The following is a 20,938-nucleotide window of genomic DNA, read 5'->3' on the forward strand; positions in this document are numbered from 1 at the left end:
GCCCTCCATCCTTGCGTGAGTGAGATGCCATGAGTCAATCCGACGATTTGTCCAAGCTGTTCCAACGCTTCGGCGGCAGGACGGAGACGTACAAAGAGATTGTGCGCGAAGACGCCGCGGCGCAAGCGCGCGAGCGCTGGCCGCTGCTGTCGGCTATGCGCGTCGACCGCGCCGCCGTGGTGCCGGCAGTCCAGCCCGCGATGCCGCCCGGGCATGAATTTGCCCGCCCGGCAGCGGAGCCGGCCGCATCGCCCGCGCCACTGTGGCGGGCCGCGGTGCCCGCCAGCGAGCCGCGGCCGGCCGCGGGGCCGGTCCGCGAAAATGTGGGGCATGAAGCGCCTTCGGCCGTGAACACGGCAGTCTCCGGGATGGAGCCCCGATTCCGCACGCCGGAAGGCATGGCGCCTCTGGCGCCGGCCGCGAGGCCGCTCACGCCTGCCGCGCCGGCGCAGGCAATCCCTGCCGCACCGGCAGCGGTGTCAGGCCCCGCGATTCCCGCACCGCAGCAAAGCAGCTTGTGGGCGCCGGTGGATCCGAACCACGCCCCCGGCACCGGCACGGAACTGAACAAGGTATTCGCGCGGCTTGAAGGCCGCAAGGAACCAGGCGCAACCAGCGAGCGCGCGCCGGCGCGCCGCTCCTTTCTTGATCGGCTGAATCGCTCGTGAAGATCATTGCTGTAGTTTCGGCCAAGGGCGGCGTGGGCAAGACCACGTTGTCGGCCAACCTGGCCGAAGCGCTTGCCGTTGCCGGCGAGAATGTGCTTGCCGTCGACCTGGATCCGCAGAATGCCCTGCGCCTGCACTTCGGCATGCCGCCACAGGAGGTCGCGGGCCATGCGCGGGCGACCCTGGCTGGCGAAGCCTGGCAGCAGAGCATGTACAAAGGCCGTTCGCGCGTGCTGGTGGTGCCGTTCGGCGCGCTGAACGAGGCGGACCGCTCCGCGTTTGAAGCGCACCTGGCCACCCACCCGGGCTGGCTGCGCACCGAGCTTGCCGCGCTGGGCCTGGGTCGCGATGACGTGGTCGTGATCGATACGCCGCCCGGTCCGTCGCCTTACATGCGACAGGTGCTGTCGTGTGCGCGGCTGTGCGTGATGGTGTCGCTGCCGGATGCGGCGTCCTACGCCACGCTGCCCCTGATGGAAGACCTGATCCGCACCTATTGCGAGGGCCGGCCGGATTTCCTGGGCCACGTGCTGGTGATCAACCAGGTCGACGTGAGCCGCCAGCTCGGCAAGGACGTGGTGCAGGTGCTGCGCGCCCAGCTCGGCGAGCGCGTGCTGGGCGTGATCCACCAGGACCTGGCCGTGGCCGAGGCGCTTGCCTACGATCGCAGCGTGCTCGAATACAACCCTCACAGCCAGGCCACGCACGACCTGCAGCGCTGCGCTGCGTGGATACGGAAAGCGTTGGCCGCCCACGGAGAAGCCGCGTGAAGCCAGCCAAGGCAATAGCCACTGCCGCGCCCAAGAGCGCGCGGGCGAAAGGCAAGGACCAGAACCAGGACCAGGACAAGCCCAACGGGCTGTCGTCCCTATTGCAGCGGTTCGGCACGACTTTCGTCGAGCTTCCCTTGTGGGACAGTGCCCCTGCGCGGTGGTTTGCGCTGCTGTGCGGCCTGGCCATGTTTGCGCTGGTGGTCACCGTGCCGCTGGATTTCTGGCAGCAGGTCGGGTTTGCCGCGGTGTGCTTCGCGCTGGCGGTGTGGCTGAACAAGGTCAAGGGGCACCTTGCCACCCTGATGATGGTGGTGCTGTCGATCGCGGCTTCCAGCCGCTATATGTACTGGCGGCTGACCGAAACCGTGGGGCTGGGTGGCTGGTTCGACGCCGCCTTCGGCATCGGCCTGGTGCTGGCCGAGCTTTACGCTTTCGTGGTGCTGATGCTGGGCTACTTCCAGACCGCCTGGCCGCTCAAGCGCCGCCCGGTTCCGATGCCTGCGGACGTCGCCAGCTGGCCCACCGTGGATATCTTCATCCCCACCTACAACGAACCGCTGTCGGTGGTGAAGCCGACGGTGTTCGCTGCCATGTCGCTGGACTGGCCGCGAGACAAGATCAACGTCTACGTGCTGGACGACGGACGGCGCGATGAATTCCGCGAATTTTGCGAGAAGGTCGGCGTCACCCACATCACGCGCAACCACAACCGCCACGCCAAGGCCGGCAATATCAACGAAGCGCTCAAGAGCACGCACGGCGAGTATGTGGCGATCTTCGATTGCGACCACATTCCCACGCGGTCCTTCCTGCAGATCTGCATGGGCTGGTTCATCAAGGACCGCAAGCTGGCCATGCTGCAGACGCCGCACTATTTCTTCTCGCCCGATCCGTTCGAGAAGAACCTGCACACCTTCCAGGAGGTGCCTAACGAGGGCGAGCTGTTCTATGGCCTGGTGCAGGACGGCAACGACCTGTGGGACGCCACCTTCTTCTGCGGTTCGTGCGCCATCATCCGCCGCGCGCCGCTGCTGGAAGTGGGCGGCATCGCAGTGGAAACCGTGACCGAGGACGCCCACACCGCGCTCAAGCTGCACCGCAAGGGCTACGGTACCGCCTACCTGGCGATCCCTCAGGCCGCGGGGCTGGCCACGGAGAGCCTGTCCGGCCACGTGGGCCAGCGCATCCGCTGGGCGCGCGGGATGGCGCAGATCTGCCGGGTCGACAATCCGCTGTTCGGGCCCGGGCTGTCGCTGCCGCAGCGGCTGTGCTACCTGAACGCCATGCTGCACTTCTTCTACGGCCTGCCGCGGCTGGTGTTCCTGACCGCGCCGCTGGCCTACCTGCTGTTCGGCGCCCACGTGATCCAGGCCTCGGCGCTGACCATCGCGATCTTTGCGCTGCCCCACCTGTTGCACGCGAACATGACCAACTCGCGCATCCAGGGCAAGTTCCGGCATTCGTTCTGGAACGAGGTCTACGAATCCGTGCTGGCCTGGTACATCATGCGTCCCGTGCTGGTGGCCTTCGTCAACCCCGCGGCCGGCAAGTTCAACGTGACGCCGAAGGGCGGGGTGATCGAGGAAGCCTACTTCGACTGGGTGATATCACGGCCCTACCTGGTGCTGCTGCTGTTCAACCTGCTGGGCGTGGTGGTGGGTTTCCTGCGGCTGTTCCTGTGGAATCAGTTCGAGGCCACCACGGTCGTGCTCAACCTGATCTGGACGTTCTACAACCTGATCATCCTTGGTGCCTCCATCGCTGTCGCCAGCGAGACGCGCCAGATCCGCGTGGCGCACCGGGTTGCGATGAAGCTGCCCGCCACGCTCCATTTCGCCGATGGCCGCGCGCTGGTGTGCGAAACCATCGACTTTGCCGAAGGCGGCATCGGCATGCGGCTGCCGCCGGGCATGAAGGCCACCGTGGGCGAGCCGGTGCAGATATCGCTTTACCTGCAGGACGACGAACACATATTCCCCGCCAAGGTGGTGTTCCAGGGCGAGACGCACACTGGCCTGGAACTGGCGGAGATGAGTCCGCGCGAGGAACTGGCCTTCGTGCAATGCACCTTCGCGCGTGCCGACGCGTGGATCGATTCCTGGGGCCGCAAGCGTGTGGATGCGCCGGGGCTGGCCGCCGGCCAGATCCTGCGCATCGGCCTGCTCGGTTTCCATAATGTGATGTTCCACCTGGGCCGAGAAATGCGCCGCCTGCTGCGTCGGCCCGAACCTGGCGCCTCCGCAAACTGATTGGCCTGAGCGGCCCACGTGCCGCTTCCCCGCCCCATGGGGAGCGGCGATCTGACCACGCACCGGACCACTGGCAAGAAAGAAGAGAATGCGTTTGACCAAGACACCACGCCTGCCCGCACGTTTGTCCACAAGGCCACCCGCGCGCTTGCCAGCATTGACCCGCCTGGGTGCGCTGCTCGCGCTCGCCATGCTGACGGTCAACCCGGCTGGCGCCCAGCGCGCCGGCGTGCCCGATGCCACACGTGACGCCGTAGCGGCGCAGGCGCCTGCCGCCAGCGCCGCGCAGGCCGCCACGGGCGCGCCCCGCGGCGGCGCGCGCACCCTCCAGCTCACGCTCAAGCAACTGGGCGCCACCGCGCCTTTCCAGTTGCGCGGCGTGGACGCCATCAATGGCGTGCCGTTCTCGGTCCGCGCCGACGAGATCGTGACCTCGGCCCGGCTCAAGTTGCGATACACCTATTCGCCCGCGCTGATACCGGCGCTGTCGCATATCAACGTGATGGTCAACGGCGAGGTCGCCGGTACCGTACCGGTGCCCAAGGAGACCGCTGGCACCAGCCTGGAGCGCGAGGTGCCGATCGATCCGCGGCTGATCTCCGAGTTCAACCGCCTCAACCTGCAACTGATCGGCCACTACACCACCGACTGCGAGGATCCTTTCCACTCCAGCCTGTGGGCCACCGTCGGCAATAGCAGCGTGCTGGAACTCACGCTGACGCCGCTGGCACTGGCCAACGAGCTGTCGCTGCTGCCGCTGCCGTTCTTCGATCGCCGCGACGTCGGCCGCCTCAGGCTGCCCTTCGTATTCGCCGGCGCGCCGTCGCTGGCCACGCTGGAAGCGGCGGGAACCGTCTCGTCGTGGTTCGGTGCGCTGGCCGGCTATCGCGGCGCATCGTTTGCCGCCACGCTGAACCAGGTGCCGGCCAAAGGCAATGCGGTGGTGTTCGCTACCAACGAGGAAAAGCCAGCGGGCGTGCAGGTGCCCGCCATCAACGGGCCGTCGATCGCGGTGGTGCCCAATCCGGGCGATGCCAACGCCAAGCTGCTGCTGGTGATGGGGCGCGACAGCGCCGAGCTGAAGACCGCGGCGCGAGCGCTCACGCTCGGCGCCCGCGCGCTGTCGGGGCAGAGTGCCACCATCAACAAGCTCGAAGACGTGGCGCCGCGCGTGCCCTACGACGCGCCGAACTGGATCCGCAGCGACCGGCCGGTGCGTTTCGGCGAACTCGCCGAAGTGCGCGACCTCAACGTCTCGGGCTACAACCCCGACCTTGTGCGCGTGAATTTCCGCCTGCCGCCCGACCTGTTCGGCTGGCGCACCAAGGGCATCCCGATCGACCTGAAGTACCGCTATACGCCGCGCCCGGTGGTGGATAAGTCCACGCTCAATATCAACGTCAGCAACCAGTTCCTGCGTGCCTATCCGCTACGCTCGGTGAAGAACCAGGATGGCCGCGCCAGCCAGTTGCTGGCCAAGGTGCTGCCGGATGGCTCGGTGCCGGTCAGCGAACACATCGACCTGCCGCTGTTCATGCTGCCCGCGCACTCGCAGTTGCAGTTCCACTTCTATTACGACTATCTCAAGCAGGGTGCCTGCAAGGACGTGCTGCTCGACAACGTCAAGGGCGCCATCGATCCGGATTCGACCCTCAACATCTCCGGACTGCCGCACTTTATCGCGCTGCCCGACCTGGCGGTGTTCGGCAACAGCGGCTTCCCGTTCACGCGGATGGCCGATCTGTCCGAGACCGCGGTGATTCTGCCGGACAATCCGGCCGCCGAGGACTATTCGACCTATCTCACGCTGATGGGGCGCATGGGTGAGTCCACCGGCTATCCCGCTACCGGCGTGGCCGTGAGCGTAGCGGCGCAGGTCGACAAGCAGTCCGCGCGCGATCTGCTGGTGATCGGCACTACGCAGAGCCAGCCGCTGTTCACGCAGTGGGCCGAGCGCATGCCGGTGTCGCTGGGGGGCAATGAAAAGCGCTTCTCGCTGACGGATATTGTCTCGACCGTAGCAGGCTGGTGGAACGGCGCGGACGGCACGCGCAACCGTTCGCTGGAAGCACGGATGTCGATCAGCAGCGCCAGCACCGACGCCGCGCTCAGCGCCTTCGAGTCGCCGCTGGCGTCCGGGCGCAGCGTGGTCGCGGTCACCAGCAACGCGCCGCAAGGCTTGCTGGCGATGACGGAGGTACTGCTCGATCCCGACCAGGTCGCCAACGTGCAGGGCAGCCTGGCCCTGGTGCGCGGCAAGGAGATCGACAGCCTGGCGGCCCAGCAGAACTACTACGTGGGCAAGCTGCCGCCCTGGACCTATGTGCAGTGGTGGCTCTCGCAGCGGCCTCTGGCCATGGTGCTGATGATCGGCGGGTCCGCGCTGCTGCTGGCCGCCTTGCTCTTCCTGTCGCTGCGGGCACGCGCGGCCCGCCGCAAGCGGGGAGAAGACAAGTGAGCGTGAACCAACTGCGCGTGAATCAACCGCGCCGCCGCTGGCTGGCTGGCCTGCCCGGGCTGGGCGCGCTGGCGGCACTGGGCGGCTGGCCCGCGCTTGCAGGGGCGGCGACGCCCAGGCCTGCCGCGCCCGCCGCCTGCGCCTGGCCGCTATACCAGCAGTTCCTGTCGCGGTTCGTGCAGGCCGATGGGCGCGTGGTCGATCCTTCCACCAAGGAGCAGCAAAGCACCTCCGAGGGCCAGTCCTACGGCATGGTGTTCGCGCTGGTGGCCAACGACCGCGCCACCTTCGACCGGCTCTGGCAGTGGAGCATTGCCAACCTGGGCGCGGGCAGCCTGCAGGACAAGCTGCCCGCCTGGCAATGGGGCCACCGCGCCGACGGCTCGTGGGGCGTGATCGATGCCAATCCGGCCTCCGACGCCGACCTGTGGTTCGCCTTCGCCCTGCTCGAGGCTGCCCGCTTGTGGCGCCAGCCGCGCTATGCCGAATCGGCGCGCGCGCTGCTCAAGCTGGCGGCGCAGCACGAAGTCGTGTCGCTGCCGGGCTTCGGCACCATGCTGTTGCCGGGGCCGCAGGGCTTCGCACAAGGCAAGGCCGATGGCCCGCGCCAATGGCGCCTCAATGCCAGCTACCTGCCCGTCCCGCTGCTGCGCCGCCTGGCCGCCGCGGAGCCGGCCGGCCCCTGGGGCACGCTGGCCACGCAGACTGGCAGGCTGGTTGAGGCGGTGGCCCGGCAGGGCATCGTGCCGGACTGGTCGGCCTATCGCAGCGACAATGCCGGCAGCGGTTTTGTTGCCGACCCCGACAAGGGCGACGTCAGCAGCTACGATGCCATCCGTGTCTATCTCTGGGCCGGCATGACGCCGCGCGGCGACGCCGCCGGGCGCGTGCTGATGAAGGCGCTGGCGCCGCAGGCGCAGCGCATGGCCGGGCGCGCCGCGCCGCCCGAGCGCATGCACGCCGACAGCGGCGTGCTGGAAGGCGAAGGGCCGACAGGTTTCTCCGCCGCGCTGGTGCCTTTCCTGCAGGCCGCGGGATCGCCGGCCGCAGCGGTGCAACGCACGCGCGCCGAGTCGATGCTCGATGCCGCGCAAGGCAAGCCCGCCGCCATGTATTACGACACCGTATTGGGATTATTTGGCCTCGGCTTTGCCGAAGGCCGCTTCCGGTTCGCGCCTTCGGGGCAACTGGAGCTGGAGTGGGAGAAGACATGTCGAACCGCAAGCGCCCGGCCATGACCGGAGGCGCGACCGCATCCAGGGCGACGCACGGACTGGCAAATTCCGGCGACGCCGCGCGGGCCAGGGGCCTGCGCGCCAAGACGCTGGTGCTGAGCCTGCTGACGGTATTTGCCGCGGCAGCCACCGCGCAGGAGGACCCGGTCAAGCTGCTGGTGGACCAGGGCAAGTACTGGCAGGAACGTGGGCGCAGCGATCGCGCCGCCGAAGCATGGCAGAAAATCCTGCGGCTTAACCCGAACCAGCCCGAAGCCCTGTACGGCATGGGTGTGGCCGAAACCGAAGCGGGCCGCGCCGACGGTGCGCGCACCTACCTTGAGCGCCTGAAGAAGGCGCAGCCCAACTCACCGCTGGTGGCGCGCCTGACGCAGGTGATCAGCAGCGGCGGCGAGACCAGGCAGGTCGAGCAGGCGCGCCAGCTGGCGCGCAGCGGCCAAAGCGAGGAAGCGGTCAAGCGCTACCAGCAGGCCGCGGGCGGCGCGGTACCGCAAGGCAACCTGGCGCTGGAGTACTACCAGACGCTGGGCGGCACCGCGCAAGGCTGGGAAGAGGCGCGCAAGGGCCTCGAGCAACTGGCGCGCGCCAATCCTTCCGACAACCGTGCCCAGCTCGCGCTGGCGCAACACCTGACCTATCGCGAATCCACCCGGCGCGACGGTATCCGCCAGCTTGAAGCGCTCTCGAAGAGCAGCGACGTAGCGGCCGCGGCCAGCGAGAGCTGGCGCCGGGCACTGACCTGGCTGGGCGGCCGCCCGGCCGACGCGCCGATGTACCAGGCATGGCTGGCAAGCCATCCCGACGATGCCACCATCCGCGCCAAGCTCGATGCGATCAAGGGTCAGCAGCAACAGCAGCAGGCCACGCAGGTCGCCGGCGCCGCCAGCAACCCGGTGCGCCAGATCGTGCAGCAGGGCTTCGACGCGATGGATGCCGGCGACCTCGAGCGCGCCGGCGAACGCTTCCAGGCCGCGCTGGCCCAACACCCCGGCGACGCCGATGCCCTCGGCGGCATGGGCGTGCTGCGGCTCAAGCAGGAGAAGTTCGCCGAGGCCGTGGACTTTCTCGACCAGGCTGCCAAGCATGGCGCGGGCGGGCGCTACCGCAGCGCGCAGAACAGCGCCACGTACTGGCTGCTGTCCGAACAGGCAAGCGCCGCGCGCAGCGCGGGCAATCGCGTCGAGGCACGCAGCCTGCTGGAGCGCGCGATCAGGCTCGACCCGCGCGAGCCTTCGGCGCAGGTGGCGCTGGCCGACGTGATGGCCGAGGAGGGCCAGTACGCCCAGGCCGAAGCGGCTTACCGGCGGGTGCTCAAGCAACAGCCCGACAATCCCGATGCCACGCGCGGCCTGGTCGGCGTGCTGGCGGCGCAGAACAAGAGCGCCGAAGCGCTCGCCATCGTGCAGAACCTGACGCCGGCCCAGCAGGACAAGGTTGGCTCGCTGGGCAAGCTGCGCGCGGAAGAAGCGCGCGGCCAGGCGCGCGCCGCGCTGCAGCGCGGCGATACCGCCGGCGCCCGCCGCGCGCTGGAAGATGCCATGGCGGCCGATCCCACCAACCCGTGGGTACGGCTGGACGTGGCGCGCGCCTATGCCGCGATGGGTTTGAAGGAGCAGGCGCGCAGCGTCATGGACGGCTTGCTGCTGTCCAATCCCAATATGCCTGACGCGCTGTACGCCAGCGCGCTGCTGTCCGCCGAAACCGGCGACTGGCAAAGCGGGCTGGACGCGCTGGAGCGTATTCCCCCGCAGAACCGCACCCGTGACATGGGCACCCTGCAGCGTCGCCTGTGGGTGCACGCCGAAGCCGACCGCGCCAGCGGACTCGCCGCCGCCGGCCAGCAAGCCGCCGCGCTTGGCGTGCTGCAACAGACCGAGCGCTACGCCCAGCAGGACGCAGACCAGCTTGGCGCGCTGGCGCTGGCCTACGCCGATGCCGGCGACGAGGCGCGCGCGCTGTCGCTGATGCGCAACGTGATGAGCCGCACGGTGCGCCCGGATGTCGGCATGCAACTGCAGTACGCGGCCATCCTGCTCAAGACCAAACAGGACGTGGAACTGGCCGGCGTGCTGCGCCAGCTCGCCAACGCCAGCATGAGCGCATCGCAGCGCCGCGACTACGACGACCTGCGCGTGGCCTATATCGTGCGGCAGGCCGACGCGCTGACCGAGAGCGGCGACCTGGTGGCCGCCTACGACATGCTGGCGCCGGCGCTGTCCGAGCGTCCGGGCAACGGCGCCGTGCGTGCCAGCCTGGCGCGCATGTACGCCCAGGCCGGCGAGAACAAGAAGGCACTGACGCTGTACGAGAGCGTGCTGGAGAAGGATCCGCGCAACCTCGACCTGATGCTGGCGGCCATCGGCACCGCCACCGCCGCCAAGGAATACAGCTGGGCCGAAGGCACGCTGCAGATGGCGCTGGCGCAGGCGCCCAACTCGCCCAAGGTGCTGACCGCCGCCGGGCGGCTCTACCGCGCCGAGGGCAAGACCTCGCGCGCGGCGGACTATTTCCGCGCGGCGGTGGCCGCCGAGAACGCGCTGGGCACTTCGAGCGGCTCCGCACGCCCGGGTGGCGCGGGCTTTGACCGCGTGCCGTCCAACCCGTTTGTCGGATTGCCCGGCCAGCGCGATAGCTCGCAGTTGCCGCCGCCCGGCTCGCAAGCGCCCTATCCGGTTGTGCCAGGCCCCAGCCGTGCCGTGGCGGCGCCCCAGCCCGCGATGATCCCGGCGCCGGTGATGATGAATGCAGGCGGGCAGCCCTCGCAGCCCTATATCCCGGCGCCGGTGTCCGCCGGCGGGCAGCCGATGGCTCCCGTGATCCAGCAGCCGCAAGCCTACTATCCGCAGCAGGCGCCCGCCCCGGCGCAGGCCCCCTCCAGCACCGCCGGCACGCGTGGCAAGAGCACGCGCGGCGGCACCAAGGCGGCTAACCAGGCCACGCAGCCCAATCAAGGCTATGCCGCTTACCCGGCCCCGGCCTATCCGGCCTATCCGGCCTATCCGGGCAACGCGCAGGCCGCCCAGCAGCCCGGCGTACCGTATCCGGCCCCGCAGGCTGCGGCGGCTCCCCAGTATCCAGGGGCGCAATACGCGGCGCCGGCCGGCGGCTACGCGGCGGCACCCGTGCCCGCCGCGCCAGCGCGCCAGCCGATCGGCGCGCAGTCTCGCGCGCCCTGGCTGGCCGATGCCGACTCGCAGGCGAATCCGGTGGGGCCCAAGACCGCGCAAGAAGAACTGCGCGAGATCGAGGCGCAGCGCAGCAGCACCTTTGCTGGCGGCCCCACGCTGCGTGGACGCAACGGCGACTCTGGCATGAGCCAGCTCACCGAAATGCAGGTGGTGGCAGAAGCCAAGATGGCCGCCGGCAATGGCAAGCTGGTGGCACGGGTGACGCCGGTCGCGCTCGACGCCGGCTCGGTGGGCGGCGACTACAACAGCGCCTCGCGATTTGGCGGCGGTCCGCTGGCCTTCCCGGTGGGAGGGGCGCCGGTCAACCTGAATGGCACGCCGTTGCAGTCCACTTCGCCAGGCTCGCAGAACGCTTTTGGGGTGGCGCTCGGTGTGGCCTACGAGTCGGACAATTTCAAGGCCGATATCGGCAGCACGCCACTGGGCTTCCGCTATACCGACGTTAACGCCGGCGCTCGCCTCAACCTGCCGGTGACGCAGCGCACCACGCTGTCGCTGGGCGCGTCGCGCCGGCCCGTGACGGACAGCCTGCTGTCCTACGCGGGCGTCAGCGACGATCGCGTCGGCCTGCAGTGGGGTGGCGTGATGAACAGCGGCGGCCGCGTCGACCTTGGTTGGGACGATGGCCTCTTCGGCCTCTACGGCTATGGCGGCTACGGCGTGCTGACCGGGCACAACGTCATGCGCAACAACCGCTGGGAAGGGGGCGGTGGCTTCTACCTGCGCTTGATCGACAACGCCGAGCAGCGGCTGATGAGCGGCGTCAACTTCACCTCGATGGGCTACTCGGACAACCTGCGCTACTTCACGTTTGGGCAGGGCGGTTATTTCAGCCCGCAGACGTACTTCGCCGTGACGGTGCCGCTCTCGCTGGCGGGCCGCAGCGGGCGGCTGGCCTACAATGTGCGCGGCGGGCTCGGCATGCAGGCCTTCCGCGAGGATGATTCGAACTATTTCCCGACCGATGCCGGCGCCCAGTCGGCCGCCAATGCCGCGGCGGCGACGGCCTTCAAGGCCGGCCTGACCAGCTCGACCAAGGCGGTATATCCGGGCCAGTCCAAGACCGGCGTGGCCTACAATCTGGTTGGCTCGGTGGAGTACCAGGCGGCCCAGCAGCTGTTTGTGGGTGGCCTGGTCGGGCTCGACAACGCGCGTGACTACAGCCAGTGGTATGCCGGCGTCTACGTGCGCTATTCGCTGCAACGCCAGACCGGCCAGATCGCGTTCCCGCCGGTAGCGCCGCAATCGGCGATTGGCCCGGTGCCGTTTTGAATGGGCACGGGACCATACGGAGGAGCCGGGCGCGCGACGATCCATCAATCAAGTGAGAGCGCAGCAAACAGGCTGTGGAAGGAAGTTCATCATGGGTGAAGCAAAACGACGGGGCAGCCAGGCAGAGCGTGCCGAGCAGGCACGCACACGGCTTGAGGGCCTGCGGCCCGCGCAACTGGTGTGCGGCTCGTGCAAGACGGCGTTCAGCACCTTCGATGCGATCGATGCGCCTAACCTGCGTGGCATCGATGCGGTGTTTGGCGGGCAGTGTCCCAATTGCGGGAACGATGTACTCGTGTTCAAGGGCGAGCCCAATGCCGTGGCCGATGCGATGGTGGCGTGGGAGAGGATGATGGGGGCGGATACCAAGCTTGGGTATCAGTCGCGGGACGGCAAGCACGTGCCATTCAACGAGGGGAAGGAGTAGGCGCAGCGCCGCCGCAAGGCAAGTAAAGGGAAGCGGCGGCAAAGTAAAGGCGCTTGCATTGACCTGCCGCGCCCGGGTGCGGGCGCCCACGCGGACCATCGCCGACATCCGTTTTCCGAAGCGCCGCGGGAGGCGGGGCAAGTCATCGCCGTCCGTGTCCGGCGTTTCGGGAATCGGGGTGATGCCGTGCTTCGCGACGCTGTGCAAGCCGTGCCGCGGCCCTGGCCTCAGTCCTCGTCCCCTTCCCCCAATAGCGCATCCGGCCCCATCTCGAACCGCCCGCGCCCCGCGGCCTTGGCACGATAGAGCAGCGTATCGGCCTGCCGCATCAGCTCCTGGTCCGGCATCGGCGCCCCCTGATAGAGCGCCACCCCGATACTCACGTCGACATCCGCGAACACGCCGTCGATAAAGAACCGCCGGCCAACCGAATGCACGATGGCCTGGGCGATGCGCCGCGCGTTGGCGGCAGCGCCGATATCCTCCAGCACCACGGCGAACTCGTCTCCGCCCAGGCGTGCCACGGTGTCGCGTTCGCGGACGCAGCGCAGCAGCCGCCGCCCGAAGGCCTGCAACAGCAGGTCGCCGGTGATATGGCCGTGGAAATCATTGACGGCCTTGAAGCGGTCCATGTCCAGGTAAAGCAGCGCCATCAGCCGGCCATCTTCACGGCTGCGCGCCATGGCCGCCTGCAACAGCGACTCGAAGGCGCCGCGATTGAGCAATTGGGTCAGGTGATCCAGCCGGGAGATGCGCGATAGCCGCATGGTCTCCAGCTTGCGCTGGGTCACGTCCTGCACATGCACGTGCACGCCCATCACCTGGCTGCGGTCGGCGCTCCATTCGGGGCGGAAATTGGTTTCCATGCAGCGGTACTCGGGATCGCTTTCCTCCACCTCGAACGTTACCGAGGTACCGGACAAGGCATTTTGCAGGAACGGCCGGACGCGCGCATAGCGGGTTTCGCCGATCACCTCGCGCACGGTCATGCCGCGCAGCGTTTGCACCGGAATGCCAAAGGTCCGCTCATAGGCCAGGTTGTTGAAGACATAGCGTTCGTCGGGCCCGACAAAGGCCAGCAGCGCGGGCAGGGTATCGGTGACCGCGCGCAGCTGGCGCTCGCTCAGGTCGAGCTGTTCGCGCCGCTCGCGCACGTCTTGCATCAACTGCCCGAAGGCGCGCGCGAGATCGCCGATCTCGTCGTTCTGCAGTGCCGGCAGCCGTTCGTAGGCGGCAAGGTCACGGGCGCTGTCGCGTACCACCTGGTGCAGGCGCGTGAGCGGCGCCAGCAGGTGCCGCAGGGTCAGCCAGATCAGTAGCGCCACCACCGCCAGCGCCAGCAAGGCCAGCCCGAGGAAGCGCGCCTGCATGGCATGCAGCGGGGCGAAGGCCTCGCGCGCGGGCAGCACCGCCACCAGCTCCCATCCCGTGCTCTCCATCAGGTAGCGGGAAATCAGCGGCCTGAAAGGCGAGAGAAACTCGATAGCGCTGCTGCGATCATAGACGCCACAGGTGTCGCCCAGCGCGCGTGCCGGTTGCGCTGTCATGCCCGGATCCGGGTGCCGCACGTAGACCGGCATGCGCCCGGCCGATACCAGGCAATAGAAGCCGGTGGTGCCAAGCCGGTTGTGCGTGATTTCCACCAGGAAGTTGGCGCTCGACAGGTCGAGCCAGCCCCCCAGCAGGCCGACGAATTCACCTTGCGGGGAGACGATCGGCACGGCCACCAGCACCCCGGTCGCGCCATTGATGCGGGCGCGGATGGGCGGCGTGATCACCGGCTCCAGGGTACGCGCGGCCTCGCGGAAATAGTCGCGGTCGCCGACGTTCACTGGCACGCCGTCGTGGGCCAGGATGCGGCCCTGGGCATCGGCCACCATGAACGAATTGAAGGTGCCCGGAACGGGAATCCGCCGTTCCAGCAGGCGGCGCAGCTCGTTGCCGGGGCGCCCGAGCTCCCCGGCGAGCTGCGGGGCCACGTGGGATAGCAGGGTGATGCGGTCTTCCATCGCGGTGTCGAGCTGGTTCGAGGCGAGCTTGACGATGGAGTCCTGCTGGTCCTGCAACGCGGCGCGCAGGTCGTCGTGCGCATAATAGAGCGAAGCCAGCACGATGCCGGTACCAAGTACGGCGGCGAACGCCGTGGAAATCAGCGCGAGACGCGCCTTCAGGGAAAGCGAAACTTGGGGCATGCGAGCCGGCGGTGTCGGGGAATGGCGCGTGCCTTCTGGCCGGCCGGCCCGCGTAGCTGCCGGAGTCGGGCTCCGGCAGGCTTGCGGGCCCGCCAACCCTACCACAAGCGCCTGCCCCGCGCGAGTCCGGATGGGCGCGCGGGGCGTGCCGCGCGAGTGCGTGTGGCGCCGCACGTTACTCCGGGATGCCGGGGGTGGGCGAGCCGTTGACGTCACGGTATAGTGGCTCGAAGCCGTGCGACGGCAGGGTGAGGCCGTCGAGGGCTCCCATCCGCTCCCCCTGTTCATGAAACTGCCCTCACTTTCGCCCGTCTTGCTATCCCTGCTGGTTGCCGCTACCGGCGCCCTGGCCACGGGCGGCGCCTGGTACGGCATGCGCACGCTGGAGGACCGGGTAGTGCGCGACGATTTCGATGCGTTGTTCTCGCCAGTCTTTACGGCCTTGCAACGGCGCCTGCAGGAGAACGAGCAATTGCTGCGCGGGACCGCGGGGCTGTTCGCCGCCGATCCCGTCGCCACGCGCGAGCAATGGCGCAACTACCTGTACACCACGCAACTGGACGAGCTGCCGCCCGGCACGCAATCGATCGGCTATGCGCGCCTGACCCCTCCCAGGGAGCTCGACTGGCTGGTCGAGACGATACGTCACCAGGGCCAGCCAGGCTTCGAGGTCTACCCGCTGGGCCCGCGCGACGTGTACGCGCCGGTTGTCTATGTCGAGCCCTTCGCCGGGCGCAACACGCGGGCGCTTGGCTTCGACATCCTCTCGGACCCCGTGCGCCGGGCCGCCGCCGAGGCTGCCCGCAACAGCGGCGAGGTGCGCCTGACCACCGGCGTGGAACTCGTGCACGAGAACGAAACGCAGACGCCGCAACGCGGCGCGGTGCTCTACCTGCCGGTGTACGGCAGCGGCTTGCCGCTGAACACGCCGGTCCAGCGCCAGCTGGCCGTGACCGGCTACGTCTATACGTCCTTGCGCCTGGAGGATTTGTTGCGCAGCGTCGGCTTGCCCGCCGCCGGCACCTTGTCGCTGACGCTCTATGACGGGCGCGACACCCGGCCCGGCGCGCTGCTGGCCGGCGACGCGGAGCCCGTGGCGGCGGCCGCGCCGGCGCCGGAGCAGCAGGCAGAGCGCGAATTGACATTCGGCGGCCGGATCTGGACCCTGCGTGCCGCCCCCCTGCCAGCCTTCGAGACGGCGCATCGCCCGCGGCGCTCCCGGCTGACGCTGGCGGGCGGCCTGGCGGCGACGCTGATGGCGGCGTGGCTGGTCCTGGTGCTGGCCCGGCAGCGGGACAGGGCGTGGCGGCTCGCGGCGCGGGCCCGTCAGGGCCGGCAGGCGGACGCCGCATTGCAGCGCGCGGGCCTGGCCAGTGCCACCGATGCCTTCCTGGTGTGCGATGCCGATGGCCAGGTCCAGATCGCCAGTGCCGCTGCCACGACATTGTTCGGCAAGGCGGCGGACCAGTTCGCCGGTACGCCCATTGCCACCTTGCTCCCTGACGCCGCCATGCTGCCCGCGCCGGACGGGCGGCGCGAGACCCGCGCCCGCAAGGCCGATGGCACGGTCTTTCCCGTGCGCGTAGCGGTGACGTCAGTGCCCGCCGCCGGTCCCGGCCGCGTGATGTGGGTGGTGACCGACCTGAGCGCCATCCGCCGCGCCGAACTGGCTGCCGCCGAGCAGGCCGAGCGCAGCGCACGCGTGCTTGACCACACGGCGCTTAGCGTCATTACCTTCGACCGCGACGGCCTGGTGACGGGCATCAACCGCGCCGCCCAGCGCATGCTGTGGTACCAGGCCGGCGAGGTGGCCGGGCACATGCGCTTTCTCGATCTTCTCGACCCCCGGGAGGTCGCGGTGCGCGCTGCCGCGCTGACGAACGAGCTGGGCGAGCCGGTCGCCGCAGGCTTGCCTGCCGTGGTCGGCAAGGCGCGCCTTGGGCTGGCCGATGAACAAGAGTGGACCTATGTCCGCAAGGGCGGCTCGCGCTTGCCGGTGCAGCTGACGCTGAGCGCCCTGCCCGAGGCGCGCGCCCCAGGCGCCTCGGACGATACGCCGGCGGCTGCCGTAGCCGGCGGCGCTGTCATCGCGGGGCTGAACGCCGGCGGTTATCTCGCTATCGCGCATGACCTGACGGAGCGCAAGCGTGCCGACGAATATATCCGGCACCTGGCGCATCACGACGCCCTCACGGGTTTGCCCAACCGTGCCCAGCTCCATGCACGCACGGAGCTGGTGCTGCAGCGCGCATTGCGCAAGGGGGAGCGCATCGCGCTCCTGCTGCTCGATCTCGACCAGTTCAAGCGCATCAACGAATCGCTCGGCCACCACATCGGCGACGAGGTCCTGCGCATCGTCGCCGACCGCCTCAAGGCCGCCGTGCGCCACGCCGACCTCGTCGCGCGCATGGGCGGCGACGAGTTCGTGGTGGTGCTCGACCCGGTGAGCCAGGACAGCGAGGCCGAGCTGGTCGCCGCCAAGATCCTGGCGCGCTTGTCGGAAGACCTGCAACTGGGCAACCAGCGGCTGCGTGTGACGCCTTCGATCGGCATGGTGATCTGTCCGGATGACGGCGACAACCTTGCAGACCTCCTCAAGAACGCCGATGCCGCCATGTACGCAGCCAAGCGTGGCGGTGGCGCGCAACTCAGCCGCTTCTCCAGCGAAATGGCGGAGGCGTCGATGGCGCGTTTCACCATCGAGGGGCTGCTGCGGCGCGCGCTGGCCGCGCAAGCCTTCAGGCTGCGCTACCAGCCCATCGTCGATGCCGCCAGCTTGCGCATCCTCGGCGTGGAGGCGCTGATTCATTGGGACACGCCCGAGCGCGGCGTGATCCCGCCGGCCGAGTTCATCCCCATCGCCGAAGAGAGCGGCCTGATCATGCCGCTGGGCGAATGGATCCTGGCCACGGCCTGCCGCGAGATCCAGCAGTTGCGCACCAGCCTCGGGCTGGACCTGGAGGTGGCGGTGAATATCTCGCCGCTGCAACTGCGGCAGGCCGGGTTTCCCGCCATGGTCACGCAATGCCTGGCGGCGGCCGGCCTGCCGGCCGCGAGCCTGACCATCGAGGTCACCGAGGGCATCCTGATCGAGGGTGGCAGCAAGACCATCGATACCTTCGAGCGCGTGCGCGCGCTCGGCGTGGGCTTGTCGATCGATGATTTCGGCACCGGCTATTCGGGCCTGAACTACCTCACGCGGCTGCCGATCGACAAGCTCAAGATCGACAAATCCTTTGTCGACGACGTGGCCCATGATGAACATCACCAGGCGGTGGCGTCCGCCATCATCACCCTCGGGCACCAGCTGAATCTGCAGGTGGTGGCCGAAGGCGTGGAGTCGCCGGCGCAGTTCGCCTTCCTGCGCGACCGGGGCTGCGACGCGGTACAGGGCTACCTGTTCTGGCAGCCGGTGCCGCTCGCCGGCCTGATGGAGATCTGCGCGGCGGGTGGGAAAGCGACGATGCACGCCAAGGTGCAAGCTGTGCCGACAGGCCACTGACCCCAAAATCCGCCAATACCCTTATCGGGATTCTTTGCCCGGCTGCCACACGCCTGGCATCCGGTTTCCCTATGCTGCCCGCTGTTACCAAAGCGCAGAGGGTTGTTCATGCAAGCAGGTGAGTCCGTGCCGGAGCGCGCGTTCCTGGCGATCGAAGGGGTAGGCAAGCGTTTCGGCGGGGCAGGCGGTTTCCAGGCACTGGATGGTGTTTCGCTGTCGGTGCCGCAAGGCGAGCTGTTGTGCCTGCTCGGCCCGTCGGGTTGCGGCAAGACCACTTTGCTGCGGATCGTCGCCGGGCTGGAGCGTGAAGACGGTGGGCGCATCCACGCCGGCGGGCGGGAGCTGACCGGCTTGCCGCCGCAAGCGCGCGACTACGGCATCCTGTTCCAGTCCTATGCGCTGTTTCCCAACCTGTCCGTGGCGCAGAACGTAGCCTACGGCCTGCAGGGCCGCGGCATGGGGCGCGCGCATCGCGAGGCACGCGTCGGTGAAATGCTGGCGCTGGTGGGGCTGGCCGGCAGCGAGCGCAAGTTTCCCGGGCAGCTCTCCGGCGGCCAGCAGCAGCGCGTGGCGCTGGCGCGCGCGCTGGCGCCGGCGCCCTCGCTGCTGCTGCTCGATGAGCCGATGTCGGCGCTCGACGCACGCGTGCGCGAGCACCTGCGGCTGGAACTGCGCCAGTTGCAGCGCCGCCTGAACATCACCACCGTGATGGTCACGCACGACCAGGAAGAAGCCATGGCGATGGCGGACCGCATCGCCGTGATGGAGGGCGGGCGCATCGCCCAGGTCGGCACGCCCGGCGAAATCTACGAGCGCCCGGCGTCGCCTTTCGTCGCTGAATTTATCGGGCAGGCCAACTGGCTGGCGGGACGGCTCAGCGGGCGCGACACCTTCAGCGTGGGCGAGCTTGAGCTGGCGGTTTCTCCGGCCCGCGCCGGCGAGGTCGCCGATGGCGCCGTTCGCCTGTGCTGCCGGCCGGAAGCGGTCCGGCTGCACCCTGCCGACGGCGAGCCTAACCGCTTGCTGGCGCGCATCGTTGACCAGACCTACCTGGGCAGCCGTTACCGCCTGATGCTGGAGGCCGATCGCCTGCCGGGCATCACGCTGTTCGCCGACGTACTGCGCGAGGAACGCCACCTGCTGCCGGCGCAGGGCAGCCACAAGTTCTGGGTGTCGCTGCCGAGCCAGGCGCTGCAGGTGTTCGCATGACGCGCGCGTTGCCCGTGGCCGCCGCCAAAGCGAACGATGCTGCCACCATCGCCAGCCGCGCGCGCGGCGCCGGCAGCCTGGCGGACCGCATCGCCCACGGCGCGCCCGCCGCGATGAAATGGCTCTGGCTGGCAGCGCTGGCCGTGGCGCTGGCGCTTCCGCTGCTGGCGCTGTTCGGACAAGCCTGGTTCGACGAGGCCGGGCACTGGGCCCTTCCCGCGCGCATGGCGGAGCTTGCAGCCAATCCCAATTTCGTACCGCTGCTGGGGCGCAGTCTCGCCGTCTCCCTGACCGTGGCCGCTCTGGTGGTGCCGCTGGCCTTCGGCTTTGCCTATGCGCTGCAGCGTTCGCGTATCGCCTTCAAGCCGCTGTGGCGCGGCATCGCACTGCTGCCGTTGTTTGCGCCCTCGCTGCTGCCGGGCATCGCGCTGGTCTACCTGTTCGGCAACCAGGGCATTTTCAAAGGCGCGTTTGGCGCGGGCGGCATCTATGGCTTCTGGGGCATCGTGCTGGGCGAGGCCTTCTACACCTTTCCGCACGCGCTGATGGTGCTGATCGCGGCGCTCTCGCTGGCAGACGCGCGCCTGTACGAGGCCGCGCGCGCGATGGGCGCTTCGCCGTGGCGGACGTTCCTGACGGTGACGCTGCCAGGGGCCCGCCACGGGCTGTTTGGCGCGGCCTGCCTGGTACTGACGCTGGTAGTGACGGATTTTGGTGTGCCCAAGGTGGTGGGCGGCGGCTACCCGGTGCTGGCGCTGGAAGCCTACAAGGCGGTAGTAGGCCAGCAGCAGTTCGCGCGCGGCGCGCTGATCGGCATGCTGCTGCTGTTGCCGGCCTTGCTGACCTTCGGTGTGGATATCGCCATGCAGCGCCGCCAGCGCGCGCAGATGTCGAGCCGCGCGCAGGTCTATGTGCCTGGCCGTGACCCGCTGCGCGACGCCTGCTGCACGCTCGTGGTGATCGTGACCGGGGCGCTCCTGCTGACTGTGCTGGCCGCGGCGGTGGGCGCTTCGCTGGTCAAGCTGTGGCCGTACAACCTGCAGCTGACGCTGGCGCACTACGACTTCGACAATATGGACGGCGGCGGCTGGCTGGCCTACCGCAACAGCCTGCGCCTGGCCGCGCTCACCGCGCTGGCGGGCACGCTGGCGATTTTCTTCGGCGCCTGGCTGACCGAACGCACGCGCGGGCCGGCCTGGCTGCATGGCGTGCTGCGGGCAGGCTTTGTGCTGCCGATGGCGGTGCCCGGCCTGGTCCTCGGGCTGGGCTATGTGTTCTTCTTCAACGCGCCGTCCAATCCGCTGCACACGCTGTACGGCACCATGACGCTGCTGGTGATCTGCAACGTGGCGCACTTCTACACCACGGGCCATCTCACTGCCGCCGCCGCGCTGCGCCAGCTCGATGCGGAGTTCGAAGCCGCGGCACTCTCGCTCGGCGTGGCGCCGCTGGTCACCTGCTGGCGCGTGACGGTGCCGATTTGCCTGCCGGCACTGATCGATATCTTCCGCTACCTCTTTGTCTCGGCGATGACCACGGTGTCCGCCGTGGTCTTCCTCTACAGCCCGGATACCGTGCTGGCCGCCATTTCTGTGCTGAACATGGACGATGCCGGCGACACCGCGCCGGCGGCGGCCATGTCCACGCTGATCCTGCTGACCTCCGCGCTGGCCTGCCTGCTGCTGATGGGCGCCGCGCGCGGCTGGCTGCGGCGCACCCAAGCCTGGCGCGCGCCGCAAGGCTGAGACCTGCCAACCCTGTTTGC

General features: G+C 68.8%; 11 protein-coding genes. 10 read left to right on the forward strand and 1 reads right to left on the reverse strand.

Translation table 11 applies throughout. The annotated features are described in order from the left end of the window. Positions 1-29: 29 nt before the first annotated feature. From bcsP to AC1DS6_RS01450, 7 genes are all read left to right on the forward strand, one after another. The gene (gene bcsP, locus AC1DS6_RS01420) at positions 30-668 is read left to right on the forward strand and encodes a cellulose biosynthesis protein BcsP (RefSeq protein ID WP_477101785.1); all 639 of its coding nucleotides are present in this window, start codon (positions 30-32) and stop codon (positions 666-668) included. Continuing rightward, on the forward strand, positions 665-1,438 hold the full coding sequence (gene bcsQ / locus AC1DS6_RS01425; protein ID WP_477101786.1) for a cellulose biosynthesis protein BcsQ: 774 nt from the start codon (positions 665-667) through the stop codon (positions 1,436-1,438). Before bcsP ends, bcsQ begins: the two co-directional genes overlap by 4 nt. Further along, positions 1,435-3,690, forward strand: a complete 2,256-nt coding sequence (gene bcsA, locus AC1DS6_RS01430; protein WP_477101787.1) for a UDP-forming cellulose synthase catalytic subunit — start codon at positions 1,435-1,437, stop codon at positions 3,688-3,690. The genes bcsQ and bcsA overlap by 4 nt, the downstream gene beginning before the upstream one ends. A 190-nt stretch (positions 3,691-3,880) precedes the next feature. Further along, entirely contained in the window at positions 3,881-6,148 is a 2,268-nt protein-coding gene (gene bcsB, locus AC1DS6_RS01435; protein ID WP_477101871.1) for a cellulose biosynthesis cyclic di-GMP-binding regulatory protein BcsB, read from the forward strand. A gap of 11 nt (positions 6,149-6,159) precedes the next feature. After that, positions 6,160-7,386, forward strand: a complete 1,227-nt coding sequence (gene bcsZ, locus AC1DS6_RS01440; RefSeq protein WP_477101872.1) for a cellulose synthase complex periplasmic endoglucanase BcsZ — start codon at positions 6,160-6,162, stop codon at positions 7,384-7,386. Beyond that, positions 7,359-11,843: a cellulose biosynthesis protein BcsC gene (locus tag AC1DS6_RS01445; RefSeq protein WP_477101788.1), complete on the forward strand. Its 4,485-nt coding sequence runs from the start codon at positions 7,359-7,361 to the stop codon at positions 11,841-11,843. Before bcsZ ends, AC1DS6_RS01445 begins: the two co-directional genes overlap by 28 nt. Before the next feature lie 91 nt (positions 11,844-11,934). Then, positions 11,935-12,270, forward strand: coding sequence for a hypothetical protein (locus tag AC1DS6_RS01450; protein WP_035859003.1), 336 nt, complete (start codon positions 11,935-11,937; stop codon positions 12,268-12,270). A gap of 227 nt (positions 12,271-12,497) precedes the next feature. On the opposite strand, the gene AC1DS6_RS01455 is transcribed toward AC1DS6_RS01450, so the two are convergent. Further along, on the reverse strand, positions 12,498-14,462 hold the full coding sequence (locus tag AC1DS6_RS01455) for a sensor domain-containing diguanylate cyclase (RefSeq protein ID WP_441637494.1): 1,965 nt from the start codon (positions 14,460-14,462) through the stop codon (positions 12,498-12,500). A gap of 286 nt (positions 14,463-14,748) precedes the next feature. Between AC1DS6_RS01455 and AC1DS6_RS01460 the strand changes: the two genes are divergently transcribed. The 3 genes from AC1DS6_RS01460 to AC1DS6_RS01470 all read left to right on the forward strand — a co-directional run bounded on the left by AC1DS6_RS01460 (position 14,749) and on the right by AC1DS6_RS01470 (position 20,918). Beyond that, positions 14,749-17,964 (forward strand): bifunctional diguanylate cyclase/phosphodiesterase, encoded by a 3,216-nt coding sequence (locus AC1DS6_RS01460; RefSeq protein WP_477101789.1) that lies wholly within the window; start codon positions 14,749-14,751, stop codon positions 17,962-17,964. A 108-nt stretch (positions 17,965-18,072) separates the two neighbouring features. Then, complete coding sequence (locus AC1DS6_RS01465) at positions 18,073-19,173, forward strand: putative 2-aminoethylphosphonate ABC transporter ATP-binding protein (RefSeq protein ID WP_441637130.1); 1,101 nt, start codon at positions 18,073-18,075, stop codon at positions 19,171-19,173. Beyond that, positions 19,170-20,918 carry a putative 2-aminoethylphosphonate ABC transporter permease subunit gene (locus tag AC1DS6_RS01470; protein WP_441637128.1) on the forward strand — a complete coding sequence of 583 codons (1,749 nt, stop codon included), beginning with the start codon at positions 19,170-19,172 and terminating at the stop codon, positions 20,916-20,918. Before AC1DS6_RS01465 ends, AC1DS6_RS01470 begins: the two co-directional genes overlap by 4 nt. The last annotated feature ends 20 nt before the right edge of the window (positions 20,919-20,938 follow it).

The sequence above is a fragment of the Cupriavidus sp. 05L310 genome (genome assembly GCF_056398185.1).